This window comes from Neobacillus sp. SuZ13, assembly GCF_030123365.1.
GTDB lineage: Bacteria > Bacillota > Bacilli > Bacillales > Cytobacillaceae > Neobacillus.
Window position 1 is genome coordinate 3,930,252 of sequence record NZ_CP126107.1, and the last position, 14,903, is coordinate 3,945,154.

The 14,903-nt window shown below is 37.7% G+C and carries 18 protein-coding genes; 8 read left to right on the plus strand and 10 right to left on the minus strand.

All coding sequences use genetic code 11. The annotated features are described in order from the left end of the window. Positions 1-2: 2 nt before the first annotated feature. The 7 genes from QNH17_RS19270 to QNH17_RS19300 form a co-directional block, all read right to left on the minus strand. Positions 3-1,067 carry a phosphotransferase family protein gene (locus QNH17_RS19270; protein WP_283879549.1) on the minus strand — a complete coding sequence of 355 codons (1,065 nt, stop codon included), beginning with the start codon at positions 1,065-1,067 and terminating at the stop codon, positions 3-5. Between the two features lie 122 nt (positions 1,068-1,189). Beyond that, on the minus strand, positions 1,190-1,756 hold the full coding sequence (locus QNH17_RS19275; protein WP_283874420.1) for a TetR/AcrR family transcriptional regulator: 567 nt from the start codon (positions 1,754-1,756) through the stop codon (positions 1,190-1,192). Positions 1,757-1,887: 131 nt separating this feature from the next. Next, complete coding sequence (locus QNH17_RS19280) at positions 1,888-3,501, minus strand: long-chain-fatty-acid--CoA ligase (RefSeq protein WP_283874421.1); 1,614 nt, start codon at positions 3,499-3,501, stop codon at positions 1,888-1,890. Positions 3,502-3,540: 39 nt separating this feature from the next. Continuing rightward, positions 3,541-4,293, minus strand: a complete 753-nt coding sequence (locus QNH17_RS19285; RefSeq protein ID WP_283874423.1) for an SDR family NAD(P)-dependent oxidoreductase — start codon at positions 4,291-4,293, stop codon at positions 3,541-3,543. A 34-nt stretch (positions 4,294-4,327) separates the two neighbouring features. Then, positions 4,328-5,536 (minus strand): acyl-CoA dehydrogenase, encoded by a 1,209-nt coding sequence (locus QNH17_RS19290; protein WP_283874425.1) that lies wholly within the window; start codon positions 5,534-5,536, stop codon positions 4,328-4,330. A 214-nt stretch (positions 5,537-5,750) separates the two neighbouring features. After that, on the minus strand, positions 5,751-5,948 hold the full coding sequence (locus QNH17_RS19295; protein ID WP_283874427.1) for a hypothetical protein: 198 nt from the start codon (positions 5,946-5,948) through the stop codon (positions 5,751-5,753). A 312-nt stretch (positions 5,949-6,260) separates the two neighbouring features. Next, positions 6,261-6,812: a helix-turn-helix domain-containing protein gene (locus tag QNH17_RS19300; RefSeq protein WP_283874429.1), complete on the minus strand. Its 552-nt coding sequence runs from the start codon at positions 6,810-6,812 to the stop codon at positions 6,261-6,263. Positions 6,813-6,992: 180 nt separating this feature from the next. Between QNH17_RS19300 and QNH17_RS19305 the strand changes: the two genes are divergently transcribed. Next, complete coding sequence (locus QNH17_RS19305; protein WP_283874431.1) at positions 6,993-7,880, plus strand: VanW family protein; 888 nt, start codon at positions 6,993-6,995, stop codon at positions 7,878-7,880. A 31-nt stretch (positions 7,881-7,911) separates the two neighbouring features. Here QNH17_RS19305 and QNH17_RS19310 read toward each other — a convergent pair whose 3' ends face one another. Next, positions 7,912-8,181 (minus strand): hypothetical protein, encoded by a 270-nt coding sequence (locus QNH17_RS19310; RefSeq protein ID WP_283874433.1) that lies wholly within the window; start codon positions 8,179-8,181, stop codon positions 7,912-7,914. A 243-nt stretch (positions 8,182-8,424) separates the two neighbouring features. On the opposite strand from QNH17_RS19310, the gene QNH17_RS19315 reads away from it, so the two are divergent. Next, entirely contained in the window at positions 8,425-9,138 is a 714-nt protein-coding gene (locus tag QNH17_RS19315; protein ID WP_283874435.1) for a class I SAM-dependent methyltransferase, read from the plus strand. A gap of 117 nt (positions 9,139-9,255) precedes the next feature. Then, positions 9,256-9,507 (plus strand): sigma-G-dependent sporulation-specific acid-soluble spore protein CsgA, encoded by a 252-nt coding sequence (locus QNH17_RS19320; protein WP_283874437.1) that lies wholly within the window; start codon positions 9,256-9,258, stop codon positions 9,505-9,507. A 244-nt stretch (positions 9,508-9,751) separates the two neighbouring features. Here the strand turns inward: QNH17_RS19320 and QNH17_RS19325 are convergent, their stop codons facing one another. Further along, a complete protein-coding gene (locus tag QNH17_RS19325; RefSeq protein WP_481858632.1) occupies positions 9,752-10,621 on the minus strand; it encodes a YitT family protein in 870 nt (289 codons plus the stop codon). Positions 10,622-10,900: 279 nt separating this feature from the next. Between QNH17_RS19325 and QNH17_RS19330 the strand changes: the two genes are divergently transcribed. Both QNH17_RS19330 and QNH17_RS19335 read left to right on the plus strand, forming a co-directional pair. Beyond that, positions 10,901-11,098 (plus strand): hypothetical protein, encoded by a 198-nt coding sequence (locus tag QNH17_RS19330; RefSeq protein ID WP_283874441.1) that lies wholly within the window; start codon positions 10,901-10,903, stop codon positions 11,096-11,098. 342 nt (positions 11,099-11,440) lie between these two features. Continuing rightward, entirely contained in the window at positions 11,441-12,694 is a 1,254-nt protein-coding gene (locus tag QNH17_RS19335) for an erythromycin esterase family protein (protein ID WP_283874443.1), read from the plus strand. Positions 12,695-12,736: 42 nt separating this feature from the next. Here the strand turns inward: QNH17_RS19335 and QNH17_RS19340 are convergent, their stop codons facing one another. After that, positions 12,737-13,342, minus strand: coding sequence for a hypothetical protein (locus QNH17_RS19340; protein ID WP_283874445.1), 606 nt, complete (start codon positions 13,340-13,342; stop codon positions 12,737-12,739). Between the two features lie 193 nt (positions 13,343-13,535). On the opposite strand from QNH17_RS19340, the gene QNH17_RS19345 reads away from it, so the two are divergent. The 3 genes from QNH17_RS19345 to QNH17_RS19355 all read left to right on the plus strand — a co-directional run bounded on the left by QNH17_RS19345 (position 13,536) and on the right by QNH17_RS19355 (position 14,899). Further along, positions 13,536-13,739, plus strand: a complete 204-nt coding sequence (locus QNH17_RS19345) for a DUF1657 domain-containing protein (RefSeq protein WP_026563681.1) — start codon at positions 13,536-13,538, stop codon at positions 13,737-13,739. A 74-nt stretch (positions 13,740-13,813) separates the two neighbouring features. Continuing rightward, positions 13,814-14,020 (plus strand): DUF1657 domain-containing protein, encoded by a 207-nt coding sequence (locus QNH17_RS19350; protein ID WP_283874448.1) that lies wholly within the window; start codon positions 13,814-13,816, stop codon positions 14,018-14,020. Positions 14,021-14,038: 18 nt separating this feature from the next. Continuing rightward, complete coding sequence (locus QNH17_RS19355) at positions 14,039-14,899, plus strand: DUF421 domain-containing protein (RefSeq protein ID WP_283879550.1); 861 nt, start codon at positions 14,039-14,041, stop codon at positions 14,897-14,899. Positions 14,900-14,903 lie beyond the last annotated feature (4 nt).

The window sequence follows — 14,903 nt, forward strand, 5'->3', positions numbered from 1 at the left end:
TTTTAAAACCTCTTATCTGCAACATTTGCTGCATGCTGAATTAAATTTTTCACGAAATAATTAAAATTGGCAAAACGGATGTCAGTTGTTTGACCTTTCTTATAGCGATAATAGATTTGTTGACCGATAACTGCCAATTTAAAATAAGCAAACGTTAAGTAAAAATTGAGATTAGTAACATCCCTGCCGCTCTTTTTCGCATAAAGTTCGATGAATTCTTTCCTTGTAAAAAATCCTTCATGGACGGCCGTAACCGGTGCCTGCCCTAACCCATTTATTAACAATTCCGAATCATCGCTTTGATTCCAATACCCCATCGCTACACCAAGGTCTGCAAGAGGGTCGCCGACGGTGGTCATTTCCCAATCAAACAAACCAACCATTTCCGTTAGGTTTTGATTAAACATGGCATTGTTGAATTTATAATCGTAATGAATAATTGTAGACTCATGGATTTTGGGTGTATGATCCACCAGCCATTTCTTCAATGGTTCAAGACAATCGATTTCATCCGTTTTTGCCCGTTCATAGCGCCCTATCCAGCCATGTACCTGTCTTTCCATAAACCCTTCCGGCTTGCTGATTGCAGCCAGGCCCGTCTGCTTGTAATCAATTGCATGTAATTCTACTAGCTGTTCGACCATTACTTCCGATAACCTTCTACAGATATCATCCGATACAGTAATCCCCTCAGGAAAGGATGTATCGATTACGATTCCATTTTTTCTTTCCATTAAGAAAAATGGGCTTCCAACAATTTTTTCATTATTACAAAACAAATAGGGATTTGGAGCAACGGGAAAGATCGGGTGCAAATCAGATAGAATTTTATATTCCCTCTCCATATCGTGCGCTTTTGGTGCTACAGGACCTAGAGGCGGACGTCGTAATACCGCTTCCCACTTTCCTTTTTTTATTTGATATGTCAGATTAGAATGACCGGCGGAAAACTGTAATATTTCAAGTGGTCCACCGGGTAAATTTTCGATGGTTTCTTGTAAATACGTATCAAGAACAGACAGGTTTAATTCCTCCCCTTGACGGACAGGGATGGTATCTTTACTCATTTGATGGGGCACCGTATTCCTCCTCTCACATTAAAAAATCCGAAACCATACTAACCGGTTAGTATCTACACTTAATAAAAGGGGAACTAATAATCCAAAATCCCCCTCTATACCTTTTTTCTTCAATTGTCTTGAATTCCCTTTAAGATCATTTCGACAAAAATCTCCGCAACTTCCTCGTCAGTGCATTTTCCATTTGGATTAAACCATTGGTAACTCCAATTGGTAATACCAAGAATCCCCATGGTGATAATCGGGGCATTTAAATCGGGCCGCAGCTCCCCTTTTTCTATTCCAGAGCGAATTAGTCCTTCAATGTTAAGTCGGAATTGGTCTCTTTTTTGTTCAATTAATTTAAGATGCTCGGGACTTAAATTATTCATTTCCCGAAAGAAAATTTTAGCAGCTGCACCTTGGGTTGTTATGTTCGTAATTAACATATAAACATTCGCAGATAATTTTTCCTTGAATGATTTTGAAGTGTCATTTAATATATGTTCCTGGTTATAGAGTAATTCATCGATATAACCAAGGTGGATATCCATTAGCAATTCTTCCTTACTCGAAAAGTAATAGTAGAATGTACCCTTTGTTACACCAAGTGAATCAACAACGTCTTGAATGGACGTTTCAGTAAAACCCTTTTTTTCAAATAGGCTGATGCTTTGTGCTGTAATTTTTTCCTTCACATTATGTCCTCGCATTCTCTAATATGTCTAATGAGAATTATATCATATTCTATAATGCCCCTTTAAGCACTTACGAGGATTTCGACCATCTAAATTGTTTTCCGTAATCATTCTCAACGAACGAAAAGACCTTACATATTTTTTACTTCATCCCTTAAAGCACGGCGGAGAATTTTTCCTACATTGGTTTTCGGGAGCTGATCGCGGAATTCCACGAGTCGCGGAACTTTATAGGCTGCCAGGCTTTGTCTGCAATATTGGATGATTTCATCATCTGTAACTGTATTGGCTGCTTTAAGGACTATTACTGCTTTAATATCTTCCCCTCTATAAGGATCTGGAACTCCAATACAAACTGCCTCTTGAACAGCTGGATGTTCGTACAGCACCTCTTCAATATCACGCGGATAAACATTAAAGCCACTTGCAATAATTAAATCTTTTTTCCGGTCAACGATATACAAATAACCATCCTCGTCCACCTTAGCAATATCGCCTGTAAATAACCATCCGTCACGGAGAGTATTGGCCGTTTCTTCCGGCATATTCCAATATCCTTTCATTATCTGCGGTCCTTTAATGATGACCTCCCCTAATTCACCAACAGGTACTTCTATCGTCCCTGTTGCGATGTCTACAATTTTGTATTCAGTCGAAGGGACGCCAATCCCTACACTTCCCGGTTTCCGTTCTGAAAATGGCGGGTTGCAATGAGTGGTTGGGGAGGCTTCTGATAACCCATAACCTTCTAATATCATTGAACCAGTTTTCTTTTCAAAGCTGCGGAGCAGTTCTAGCGGCATCGGCGCACTGCCGCTGTTGCATGTTTTAATACTATTAATCCCGTATTCTTCCGCACGAGGATGATTAGTGATGGCAACATACATCGTTGGAACACCCGGAAAAACAGTTGGTTGTTCGTTTTTAATCGTGCTTAATACTTCCTCCAATTCAAATCGAGGCAGCATAATAGACTCAGAAGCTGTATAAATCGAGAGATTCATACAAGAACTCATCCCGAAAACATGGAAGAGTGGAATGACTGTTAAATAACGTTCTTTCCCAATTTCCATTTCTTCTTTAAAGAATTCATAACTCTGAATGACGTTTGCTAATACATTTCGATGCGTTAGCATCGCTCCTTTCGATCTTCCGGTGGTGCCACCCGTATATTGCAGGACGGCTACATCGTGCTCAGGGTCTATCTCGATTGGAAGGACATTTCCGCTGCTTTCAGATAAGAAACCTTCAAAACTTCGATCCGGTGCAAATTCATTTTCTGAGGGCTGCAGGCTGACGACAATAATATTCCTTAGCTTGGTCATTGCTTGAACACTTTTCACCCTTGGATATAAGGCATCGAGAACAACAATGGTTTCCGCACCGGAGTCATTCAGAATATATTCTAGTTCTCGTTCCACTGACATCGGGTTCACCTGGGTCACAATTGCTCCAGCTGTTAGAATTCCGTAATAGGAAACGACGTATTGAGGACAGTTAGGAAGCATGATTGCCACACGGTCACCTCTTTGAACTTGATTACGCTGCAGGGCAGAGGTAAAGGTTTGGACCAGTGCGTTTAATTGTTGATAACTAAACTTTCTTCCATAGAACGAGAGCGCAGAATTGTTAGGATATTTATCAGTCGTTTCTTGAAGGATTTGACTTAATGGTTTATTTGGAATGGTAACATTTGTATTAATATTATCCGGATAATGAGCCAACCAGGCTTTCATTTCACTCATCAATTTTCCTCCCAAAATGTTTGATAAAACTAGATACGTCTAAAAAGTTAAGCCGCCGCCATCGACAGATAGAGTTGTACCGGTAATAAATGAAGCCTCATCGGATGCTAAAAATAATACTGCATTGGCGACCTCGTCCGGTGTTCCTATTCTCCCAAGGGCATTTGCTCGCGAAATAATTGGCCATTTCCGCTCATTTTGTTTCCAATGATCAATAATCGGGGTGTCAATCACTCCCGGTGCAATCGCATTGACCCTTATGTTGAATTTCCCGTATTCAAGTGCCGCATTTTGTGTCAGTGTAACAACCCCTGCTTTAGAGGCATTATAGGCAGACGTATATTTTTGCCCTTTTAATCCTAGTAAACTGGAAGTGTTAATAATGGCTCCACCTCCTGCTTTAATTAATTCTGGTATGGCATATTTTATGCCAAGGAAAACACCCTTCAAATTAATATCAATGACTCGATCCCATTCTTCTTCAGCCAAATCAATACTTCGTACTTCGGAATTTCCCACGCCAGCATTGTTGAACAAAATATGTAAAGCACCAAACGTGCTTGTCGTGGTGTCGATTAAAGCTTTTAATTGCTCTGAATCAGTTACGTCTGTTTTTATAAAAATCGCTTCGCCGCCATCTCTTTTTATTAAACTAACGGTTTCTTCACCAATAACTGCGTCAATATCTGCTACAGCAACCTTTGCTCCTTCTTTCGCAAATCGGATAGCAGTCGAACGGCCAATACCACCTCCACCCCCGGTAATAATCGCTGTTTTTCCTTCTAATTTCATATTTCCTCCACAGCCCTTCATCACTGTCTTGATTCTATTGATACTTCCTCAATTCAAGTCTAGCTAACTGTGCACGGTGTACTTCATCAGGTCCATCAGCTAATCGTAATGTTCTTGCATTTGCCCATTGTGCCGCGAGTGTAAAGTCGTTAGATACTCCAGCGGCCCCAAAAGCTTGAATGGCCCGGTCAATAACTCGTAATGCCATTGAAGGAGCAACGACCTTAATCATCGCGATCTCTGTCTTTGCTTCCTTATTTCCAACTGTATCCATCATATAGGCAGCCTTTAAGGTGAGCAGTCTTGCTTGCTCAATTTCAATTCTGGAATCAGCAATCCATTCTTGTATGACTCCTTGGCTTGCTAATGTTTTTCCAAATGCCGTCCGACTCTGAACACGCTTACATAATTCTTCTAAAGCTCGTTCTGCAGCACCTATCAATCTCATGCAATGATGTATTCTTCCCGGGCCTAACCTGCCTTGGGCGATCGCGAACCCTCTTCCTTCTCCCCATAGAATGTTTTCAGCAGGTACGCGTACATTTTCATACGTAATTTCTCCATGTCCATGCGGGGCATGATCATATCCAAAAACCGGGAGCATTCGGTCGATTTTCACACCTGGAGAATCTAGTGGAACGAGGATCATGGATTGCTGTTCATGACGGTTCGCCGAAGGATCTGTTTTTCCCATAACAATCGCTATCTTACATCGAGGATCACCTGCACCTGATGACCACCACTTCCGACCATTAATGATGTATTCGTCCCCATCTCTTTCAATTCTGGCTTCTATATTGGTCGCATCGGCAGAAGCCACAGCAGGTTCGGTCATCGAAAAACACGAACGAATCTCACCAGCTAATAAAGGCTTTAACCATTGTTCTTTATGTCTTTCTGTCCCATAGCGGACGATAACTTCCATATTACCGGTATCAGGGGCACTACAATTAAATACCTCTGGTCCTATTAACGACCTTCCCATGATTTCACATAATGGGGCATATTCTTGATTCGTTAACCCTGCCCCGTATTCACTTTCTGGTAAAAATAAATTCCAGAGACCTTCTGCTTTTGCCTTTTCTTTGAGTTCCTCCATGATGGGTGGAACGGCACTCCAACGGCTTTCTTGTTCGTTTAATTGTTGCTCGTAAATACGCTCATTAGGATAAACATTTGCTTCCATAAAGGCAGTTAATTTTTCCTGCAACTCTTTCACTCTTTGAGAATATGAAAAATCCACTATTTCCACTCCCTTTCTCATACTAACCAGTTGGTATGTTATTCACCTAATTATACCTGTAAATATTAAATATTCAAATCAAATTCTAAATATTCTTTTAATTATTTGTTGATTGGGATTTAAAATGTTGGTGGATTATAAGAAGAGGGGGGCTGGCCAGAAAGGTTCATTCGTTTCCATCATGCTGATAACTAACAATTCCTGGCCTTAGAAGTTAAAACCTTTTTGTAAAGGATCGCTTTTGCTTGTTCATTACTTCATATGACTTTTCAATGATATCTGTTAGTACATCTCCTTTATAAATTCGGCCGAGCTTCAATCCTTGTTGGTAATATTCGACAATTTCATCTAGCAACTTCGAGGTTTCTTTTGTAATCCTTACATTTAATTGGATTCTTTCGTTTTCAGACATGTTATTCACTCCTATGTATTCATTAGCAATTTGCTAGCACTTTTCTATCCTTCTGTTATCATCTATTAATATACTATATTTCAACAAATTTTTCAGTAGAATCAAAAAAAATGGTCATCAAATTGACGACCATTTAAGACTGTCGACAAATCCGAAGGATTTCGGGTTTAAAATCGACAATCTTTTTTGTTTGTCTACATTAAAATAGTTTGTTGATTTCCGTTCCAGGCGGCTTCGCTTTCCGCGGGCGGTTCGGGGAGACCCCGCTGGAGTCTTCACCGCCTGGAACGATGGTCAACTTGTACCTACTGATCATTTTTCCGAACTTTTCTTTCTCTCAGGAATCACGATTGTAGCTACTGTCCTTCTCCTCCTCCCCTCTTTTGGTTCGTTATTTATTACTTTTAAATAAACAGCTGAAAGTTCGTTTATAAATTCTACATACTCCTCTTCATTTAAGTGGATGGATGCCTGTCGGAACGTGACACCATCCGAAACTAGATCGATTCTGTCCTGATCTAGATATCGATCATATTCTCCCATTAAATTTGCCATAAATTTAATAAAAAGGCTCATATGTTCATCCCTTGAAAGTTTATTTAAGTCTTCGGGACTAAAGGTTACCTTGTTTGGATTATGGATGGAATAGACTTTTTCGACAGTTCCTCTGATTGGAATTTCATCAACAATATGAATGACTCCAGTTTCAACTAATTTTTTTAGGTTGCGATACAATGAAGCTTGTGGGATATCTGGAAGAAATTCTTTTAATTGCTGCGCTGTAAGTTGTTGATTAATTAAATACTGGATGATTCTCATACGAACGGGATGTAATATAACGTCCACGGCTGATTCATTTATCATTTTAATATTAGCTCCTAATTTTATTATCATTCTCAATAACGAGAATATTATATTCTTTGATTATTGTAAAGAAAAAAACTGGAAATTACTTTTATTATTTTTCAAAAATGTATGAATCTGTTTTATGGTTACATGAATTAGCCTACTTCTACCAATATTATAGTGAGGGGGTTGCTGAGTATGATTTTATCTTTGTTAATGGGATATTTCCTTTTAACCCAACCGGTGACTGCAGTGCCAGATCGTTTAACTATTACAAAGGATGGCCATACAGTTACCACCATTAATCGTGATGATTTTACCATTTCCCAAACGGGCCTGCCCTTATTAAATTCTAAAAAGTACTATGAATTTTTAGATAACTTAGATAAACAATTTTCAATTGCACCGGAAAATGCCCACTTGGATCAAAATGGTGGTATTATTCCAGAAAAGGCAGGGTCCCAAATCCATCGTCAAACATTTACAGAGCAATTCTATGCCTATATTTTTAGTACTAGACAAACGAAGGTCATGGAATTACCTTTCCTTACAGTTTATCCAAAGGTGGATAGTGAATTACTAAGTGATATTCGCAGTATGAGAATTGGACGTTATGTTACGTCTTTTAATCCAAGTAATAAAAAAAGATCTACCAATATAGAACTGGCAACAAAAGCAATTAACAATCAGGTGGTTTTTCCGGGTGAAACATTCTCTTTTAACAGAGTAGTCGGTAAACGGACAGCTGCGAAGGGGTATTTACGTGCCAAAGTCATCGTGAGAGGGGAATTCTCAGAAGACATTGGCGGCGGAATTTGCCAAGTATCCTCAACCCTTTATAATGCCGTTGACAATGCAGGCATCAAGATTGTGGAACGTTTTTCTCATTCAAGAAAGGTTCCTTATATTCCACCAGGCAGAGACGCAACGGTTAGTTGGTATGGGCCCGATTTTGAGTTTAAGAATACCTATAATCAACCAGTATTAATTAGAGCAAGAACATTAGGCCATTTGTTAATTATAAGTGTTTACTCTTCTGAAAATATTAATTACATACCGAAAAAAGTCCCAACTCCACCATATTAAAAAGTCCGCAGCCAATGTGCGGACTTTTTTCTTATTGTTTTTTATTATTTAGTGCACTCATTAATAGTTCCTCTGAAAACTCGGTTAATGCAGCATTATCCATTAGACTAAGATTTGTTTTAGGTGTAAAATTTTTCATCATATTTTGAATAGGAAGTGCAAGGTCCCTACGTTTTCCCTTTGTCACTCCAAAAACAGCAGCACTTAAACCAATGCCTAATAGAGACGCCCACATGGCTCCTCTACTTTTACGTTTTCTTGCAAACATTTTGAGAAACGGTTGAGCTTTAACTTTTTTCATCCAAAGCACTCCTTCAAATTGAAATGGAAAGGATTCTTCCTTCCATTTCTTTATTTTCTCTCTTTAGACAGAGGATATAGCAAGAAAATAAGAACTTAATTAGTTATTTACTGGTATGTTAGATCCTTTACCGTTTACATAATAAATTTAATTACACCGCCCTAATCAAGACGAATTCGAACGCACCACTTACCTATATTTCACATAAACTGCTACAAGATAATTGAGGTGGTGTCTTTATTTATGGGAGGTTTAACTTATTTTGACTTCTTAGCCAAATTTGGTGTGGGTGGAGCACATCCCGGTGGAATTCCATTAACAAAATACATTTTGTCGAATGAAGATATAACAAATAAATCACGTATTCTAGATGCTGGATGCGGCACTGGCCAAACAGCTGCATTTTTATATCAGCATTATTTTGCAAAAGTAGTTGGCGTGGAGATTAACCCTATCATGATTGAAAAAGCAAAAAAGCGATTTCAGGCATTAAATTTACCAATCAAGTTGGTTCAAGGGTCGATTGAGAAACTGCCCTTTAACGATGCTACTTTTGATTTTATTTTGTCTGAATCTGTTTTAGCCTTTGTTAACAAACCCGCTGCCATTAGTGAATTTTTTCGAGTCTTAAAAAAAGGCGGACGTCTAATAGCCAACGAAATGACCATTAACTCCAAACTTAGTCCGATCGAAGAATCCGAAATAATGAAGTTTTATGCTCTGGATTCTTTATTGTTGGAAGAAGATTGGCGAAATTTATTTAATCAGGCAGGATTCCAAGATATTGTTTTAAAAACAGAAAATACGAATATAAGTCATGGCAATCATTCCACTGATTTTCATTTCTCGAACAATTTCGAACCTGAGTTATTTCAAATTTTAAATGAACATGGGAATATCGTCTTAAAGTATCAAGATATTTTAAGTTACCGAATAATAACCTGCACCAAACAGTAATACGATAGGGCCTCTCTCCTCAATAGGTGAAGTGGCTTTTTTCTTTTTATACTTTTTTCCGATGAATATAAATAAGGTTTGGCCCCAAAAATATTAAATGAAAGGAGTGTTGAAACAATGGATAAGACGTTGGGTTACTTAAGAGAAATCTTGTCAAATTATACAGATGATCATTCTGAAGGCGGTCATATATACCGTAAATTATCGGAAGGCCACTATACCTCTGAAGGGTCCTTTGTTCGAGATTTAAACCAAAAAGAAATCAATTTTCTAAATAAAATACTCCCGAAAGAAATTAATTATGCTAAAGAGGAGCAGGATGAAAAAAGAGCGAATGAATTGAACGAGGTTTTCGAGCTTTTATTCTAAAACAAGAAAGAAAGCGCTTTCCAAACGAAAAGATGGCAGATATTCTGCCATCTTTTCTGGAAATAATTCATATTTTGTAATTTTATTTCCTAGGTAAGCGCAAGGTACGACAAATTGCCATCTAACCGTCCCGTTGATTCCACATTAACCGACATGTTTCCAAAAGATACTACATGCATCGTCACAAATAAGTCCTCATAACGATAAAATATTTCTTTATTCTTTATTCCATTGATTATTCTAACTAATGGATATCTTTTTTCTTAAATCTTCCACCACGGACCTCCGCAATATCTGCTACAGCTAAAAAGGCACTGTCATCATTTTCAGTCACAATTTCCTTTAATTTTGCTTCCTCAAGACGATTGATCACGCAAAAGATAACTTTTTTATCATCTCCTGAATATGCACCCTCACCATTTATATAAGTGACGCCACGACCGAGACGATTCATAATTGCATCACCGATCTGCTTTGCATTATCACTAATAATCCACACCGATTTGGATTCATCAAGCCCTGTAATGGTAATATCAATCGTTTTGTAAGCTACAAAATAGGCAATAAGCGAATACATCGCACGGTCCCAAGTGAATACAAAACCTGCACACGCTAGAATAAAGAGGTTAAAAAACATTATGATTTCCCCAACAGAAAAAGGAAGCTTTTTATTAAAAAGAATAGCTAGAATCTCGGTACCATCCAATGAGCCACCATACCGAATGACTAAACCGACTCCGATCCCAAGAACAATACCCCCAAATACCGTTGCAAGGAGAATATCTTGTGTAAAAGCTGGCACTGGATGCAGTAAGGTGGTTCCAATCGAAAGTATAATGATTCCATAGAGAGTGGATAAGGCGAAGGTTTTCCCTATTTGTTTATAACCAATAAAGAAAAAAGGTATATTTAGAATAAAGAGGAACATCCCTAATTTCCAGCCTGTTACGTACGAAAGCATAATAGAAATTCCTGTGATACCACCATCAATAACATTATTAGGGACAAGGAATATTTCTAGTCCTACAGCCATTAAGGCTGCACCTAGTGTTATTAATAGAATTCTTTGAAGGATTTTTCTCTTCGTTAATCTACGATGCTGAATCTTCGCCATAATTTCTGCCTGCTGTTCGATTAAAGTCAATTCTTGCGTTCCTGACATTATCTGGCCCCTTTCAAAAATAATTTCCTAATTATATTATATCGGATTCATCCTGCTTATTATAATCAAATGCTTTTATTTCCTTACAAAAAAGTAAAAAGGAGCTACCTCAGTGTATGAAGTAACTCCTTAGTTTTATTTACATCTTAGGAGACCCAACCATGCATTAGCCTATCGTGTTTCAACTATCAATCCCCCTAGCCTTTTTCAAACTTAAAATGGAGGTGTTCATTGAACAATGAGCTAATGTGTGTTTGTTCCGTTGAAGGAATTAATTCACATGGAATTAATGGAATTCAAATTCCTAAAAGAAACAAATTTTTCGGTATTACCGATAGAGACTCATTACTTCACCATTTGGGTTCTTCAGCTTCTTGGCAATTATCCTTTTTGGTTGGCTTCAATCTAATTCACATTGATAAATCTTAAACATTTTCCTTTGATATGGTTTTCTATGGATAACATAGGTACCAATAATAAAAGGATTTTGTTTTTCGATTTCGCCTTTCCATAGAGGGAAAACAATCGCTCCACTTGCCAAATGATTGTTAAGGATTGACCTTACTACTCGTTCACAAAACGGAACGAACACGTATGGTTGAGCCTCCTAAGAGGTTAATGTTTATTCCATCTTTTACAATTAAATTATAACACGGAATTTTTTGAATTTACGGACTGTATGTGTCAAATATGTGAATTATTGGATATTTAAGTGCTTGTAGAGAGGGGTAAATTATCTTTAAGTATGATGGAAAGGATGCGTAACATCTTATGCTTAAAGCTATTAATAAATACGCGAAGCCTTTTAACACAACTGATGATCTCGATCCATTAATCGATGCAATTGGTGATGCAAAATATGTGCTCCTAGGGGAATCTTCTCACGGAACCTCAGAGTTTTATTCACTCCGAGCAGAGCTATCCAAAAGATTAATTAAAGAAAAAGGATTCTCTTTTATTGCAGTTGAGGGTGATTGGCCCTCATGCCAGAGTATCAATCAATACATTAAGGGCTTTAACCATTCGACGAACGACGTTCGGAGAGTATTGGAAAGCTTTAATCGCTGGCCTACTTGGATGTGGGCAAACCAAGAAATGATCGGACTTATTGAGTGGCTGAAGGATTATAATCAACAAACTAATCTTTCTCAAACAGTTGGTTTTTATGGTTTGGATGTCTATAGTCTTTGGGAAAGTATGGATGAAATAATTCGCTATTTAGAAAAAACGAATTCCAGGAGTCTTCAAGCCGCGAAAAAAGCTTTTTCGTGTTTTGAACCCTTCAACCGCAATCATGAATCATACGCTGTTTCGGCTGGATATCTCTCTGAAGACTGTACGAGAGAAGCACTCGAACTTCTAGCCTCCATCCAGAAAAATAAATGGAAGTTTGCAGACAATCAGGAAAGCAGCCTGAATATGGAGGTAAACGCCCTTGTCACCGCAAATGCTGAAGAATATTACAGGACAATGGTTAAAAGTGACTCGAAATCATGGAATGTCCGTGACCACCACATGGTTGAAGCCCTCAACTCCGTGATGAATTTTTATGGAGATCATGCGAAAGCAATCATCTGGGAGCATAATACCCATGTCGGTGATGCCAGAGCAACCGACATGAAAGAAGAAGGAATGGTAAATGTCGGCCAGATTATTAGAGAACAAAATGGTATGGAAAATGTATTTATCGTCGGATTCGGGACCTATACTGGTACGGTGGTTGCATCTTCTGAATGGGGTAAAGACGTTCAAATCATGCAGGTACCTCCTGCTCAATTCGGCAGTTGGGAATCCCTAATGCATAAGACCAGTCCGACTAATAAATATTTACTTTTTACCGATCAGAACCGTGATGAGTTTTCGACCACCATTGGTCATCGTGCAATAGGTGTGGTTTATAGGCCAGAATATGAACATTTCGGTAATTATGTTCCCTCAAAGATGGGTCAGCGGTACGACAGTTTTATCTTCTTTGATCAAACAAAAGCATTGCAGCCACTTATTTTAGAACATGTACTTACATGAAAAAAAGTCTTCCTTCAGAGGTTTTGAAGGAAGACTTTTTTATTAATCCACTATTGGATCTTTAAAATTATCAGTAGTAGGAATTTTGTTTTCTTTTATTTTATTTTCCACTCGCCATTTATGTTCAACCAATTTATCATTACTAGGAATCGTTATTTCACTGCCATCTGGCATCTCAAATCGATATTGATAAAAACTGGTTGTACCTTGGTGGTTTCTGTATAGAATATATACTTTTGAAATATGATCCCATCTATATTCCTTTTCTTTTAGGCTTTTCAATGTATTATAATGAATACCCTCGTTATCCAAATAATAATAGTTGGTAACGCTTAAGATAAACGCGGGGATACTAGCTAGAATCATTACCCCCAAAACCACTTTAAACCAAATACCTTCCCATTGCTGTCTAAAAATTAGGTAGAGAGTTAAAATGACTGCGATATAAATCATCCCACCCATAAAAGTGATATATGCAGAAAATGGCGTCGAAAAAAACCATTGCGATCGAGAATAATAAACCATACTTTGGTATGATGGCACCACAATAAATGGCACAAAAATGCTGCATATGTACAAAATAATCGTATACGCAATCAGTTTTACATGATTGTCCTCAGTCGACTCTTTTTTCTTTATTAATAGCAATAATATCCCTCCATGAGTCCCCAGTATACATTTGACGAAGACTACAAAAAAAGGTTTCTCGAATATTCGGAATTTTCCTTACCTTAATATCTTGATAATTGGGATTTTTATCCGATTGTTTTAATACATAACCACCGAAAATATCCGCATACTATTTTTGTATTTCAAATATATAACGAAAGAAGGATTACTTATGACAGTTGGAACACAAGTAAAACAAGCATTGGCAGGACTAAAAAGTGCTCAGGCAAGTTTTGAAACCTTTGCACTAGCAACTGATAACCAAAATGCAAAGCAACTTTATCAACAAGCGGCACAACAGACTCAATCTGTTCTTGATAGCCTTGAACCGCGCCTTCAAGAAATTCTCAATGAAGAGCCTCAATATAATCAATAAAATGCAGTTTTAGGTTGGCATTTTTGCCAACCCCTTTTTGATATATAGATTCCCTTATGAAAGGAAGTTTACTTGTGACCATCGCTTCAAATGTTAAGCAATGTCTAGCTACTATGAAAGGAATCGAAGCACAACTGGCTTCCTTCGCGCTAAACTCTTTAGACACTGAAGCACAAGCTACATTTAATCAAGCCATGTTAACGGTTGGAGAAGTAAAGAAGGATCTCCAGTACCGTGTATTAGAACTTGAACGACATGAACCCCAATACAAAGGGTCATAAATCTTGAGGTGAGAAATGATGCCAGATTGGGTTTTTATAATAGTCCGTTCGTTAGTCTTCTTGGTACTCTTATTTATTACCACCAAAGTACTAGGTAAGAAACAAATATCTGAACTGTCATTCTTTGAATATGTTGCAGGTATTACCATTGGAAGTATTGCCGGAGAAGTCGTAACGGGTTTGGAAGGTAATATGTTCCATGGTGCACTGGCACTTATTGTTTTTGGATTCGTAACTTTTCTAGTGAATTTTTTAGCTATAAAAAGTAAAAAGTTTAGTGATTTTGCTGAGGGAAAAAGTACTGTCGTTATTAAGGACGGAAAAATTTTAGAAGAAAACTTAAAAAAAGAAAAATATACCATCGATGAATTATCGGCTCTTCTTAGACAGAAGAATATTTTTAAATTTGCTGATGTAGAATTCGCAGTGTTGGAACCGCGAGGAAATTTAAGTGCATTATTAAAAAAAGAAAACCAACCACTTACGCCCAAAGATTTAAAAATGAAAATGCCGAATGAGAAAGAACCACAAACGGTTATCATGGATGGAAATATTGTTGATGAATCGTTAAGATGTGCAGGACAAGGCAGAGGCTGGTTATATTCAGAGTTAGAAAAACTAGATGTAACACTTGATAATGTATTCCTAGGACAAGTGGATTCATACGGAGAACTCACGGTAGATCTATATGATGATAAAATTCAAGTTCCAGCTCCCGCACAACGTCCACTACTACTTGCTACCTTAAAAAAAATTCAGGCTGATTTAGAGATCTTTTCGCTTGAGACCGATTGTGAAAAATCAAAAGCAATGTATAAGCGTAATGCAGAGAAGATTCAAGAAACCATAGATGTCTTAAGTCCTTATTTAAACGGTTAATTTC

What these genes read in the sequence shown, in the direction of transcription:
- QNH17_RS19295 (WP_283874427.1), bottom strand. Translation starts at nt 5,948, where the DNA reads ATGTCTGAAAACGAAAGAATCCAATTAAATGTAAGGATTACAAAAGAA.
- QNH17_RS19325 (WP_481858632.1), bottom strand. Translation starts at nt 10,621, where the DNA reads ATGGCGAAGATTCAGCATCGTAGATTAACGAAGAGAAAAATCCTTCAA.
- QNH17_RS19285 (WP_283874423.1), bottom strand. Translation starts at nt 4,293, where the DNA reads ATGAAATTAGAAGGAAAAACAGCGATTATTACCGGGGGTGGAGGTGGT.
- QNH17_RS19320 (WP_283874437.1), top strand. Translation starts at nt 9,256, where the DNA reads ATGGATAAGACGTTGGGTTACTTAAGAGAAATCTTGTCAAATTATACA.
- QNH17_RS19310 (WP_283874433.1), bottom strand. Translation starts at nt 8,181, where the DNA reads ATGAAAAAAGTTAAAGCTCAACCGTTTCTCAAAATGTTTGCAAGAAAA.
- QNH17_RS19280 (WP_283874421.1), bottom strand. Translation starts at nt 3,501, where the DNA reads ATGAGTGAAATGAAAGCCTGGTTGGCTCATTATCCGGATAATATTAAT.
- QNH17_RS19300 (WP_283874429.1), bottom strand. Translation starts at nt 6,812, where the DNA reads ATGATAAATGAATCAGCCGTGGACGTTATATTACATCCCGTTCGTATG.
- QNH17_RS19335 (WP_283874443.1), top strand. Translation starts at nt 11,441, where the DNA reads ATGCTTAAAGCTATTAATAAATACGCGAAGCCTTTTAACACAACTGAT.
- QNH17_RS19270 (WP_283879549.1), bottom strand. Translation starts at nt 1,067, where the DNA reads ATGAGTAAAGATACCATCCCTGTCCGTCAAGGGGAGGAATTAAACCTG.
- QNH17_RS19355 (WP_283879550.1), top strand. Translation starts at nt 14,039, where the DNA reads ATGCCAGATTGGGTTTTTATAATAGTCCGTTCGTTAGTCTTCTTGGTA.
- QNH17_RS19345 (WP_026563681.1), top strand. Translation starts at nt 13,536, where the DNA reads ATGACAGTTGGAACACAAGTAAAACAAGCATTGGCAGGACTAAAAAGT.
- QNH17_RS19305 (WP_283874431.1), top strand. Translation starts at nt 6,993, where the DNA reads ATGATTTTATCTTTGTTAATGGGATATTTCCTTTTAACCCAACCGGTG.
- QNH17_RS19315 (WP_283874435.1), top strand. Translation starts at nt 8,425, where the DNA reads ATGGGAGGTTTAACTTATTTTGACTTCTTAGCCAAATTTGGTGTGGGT.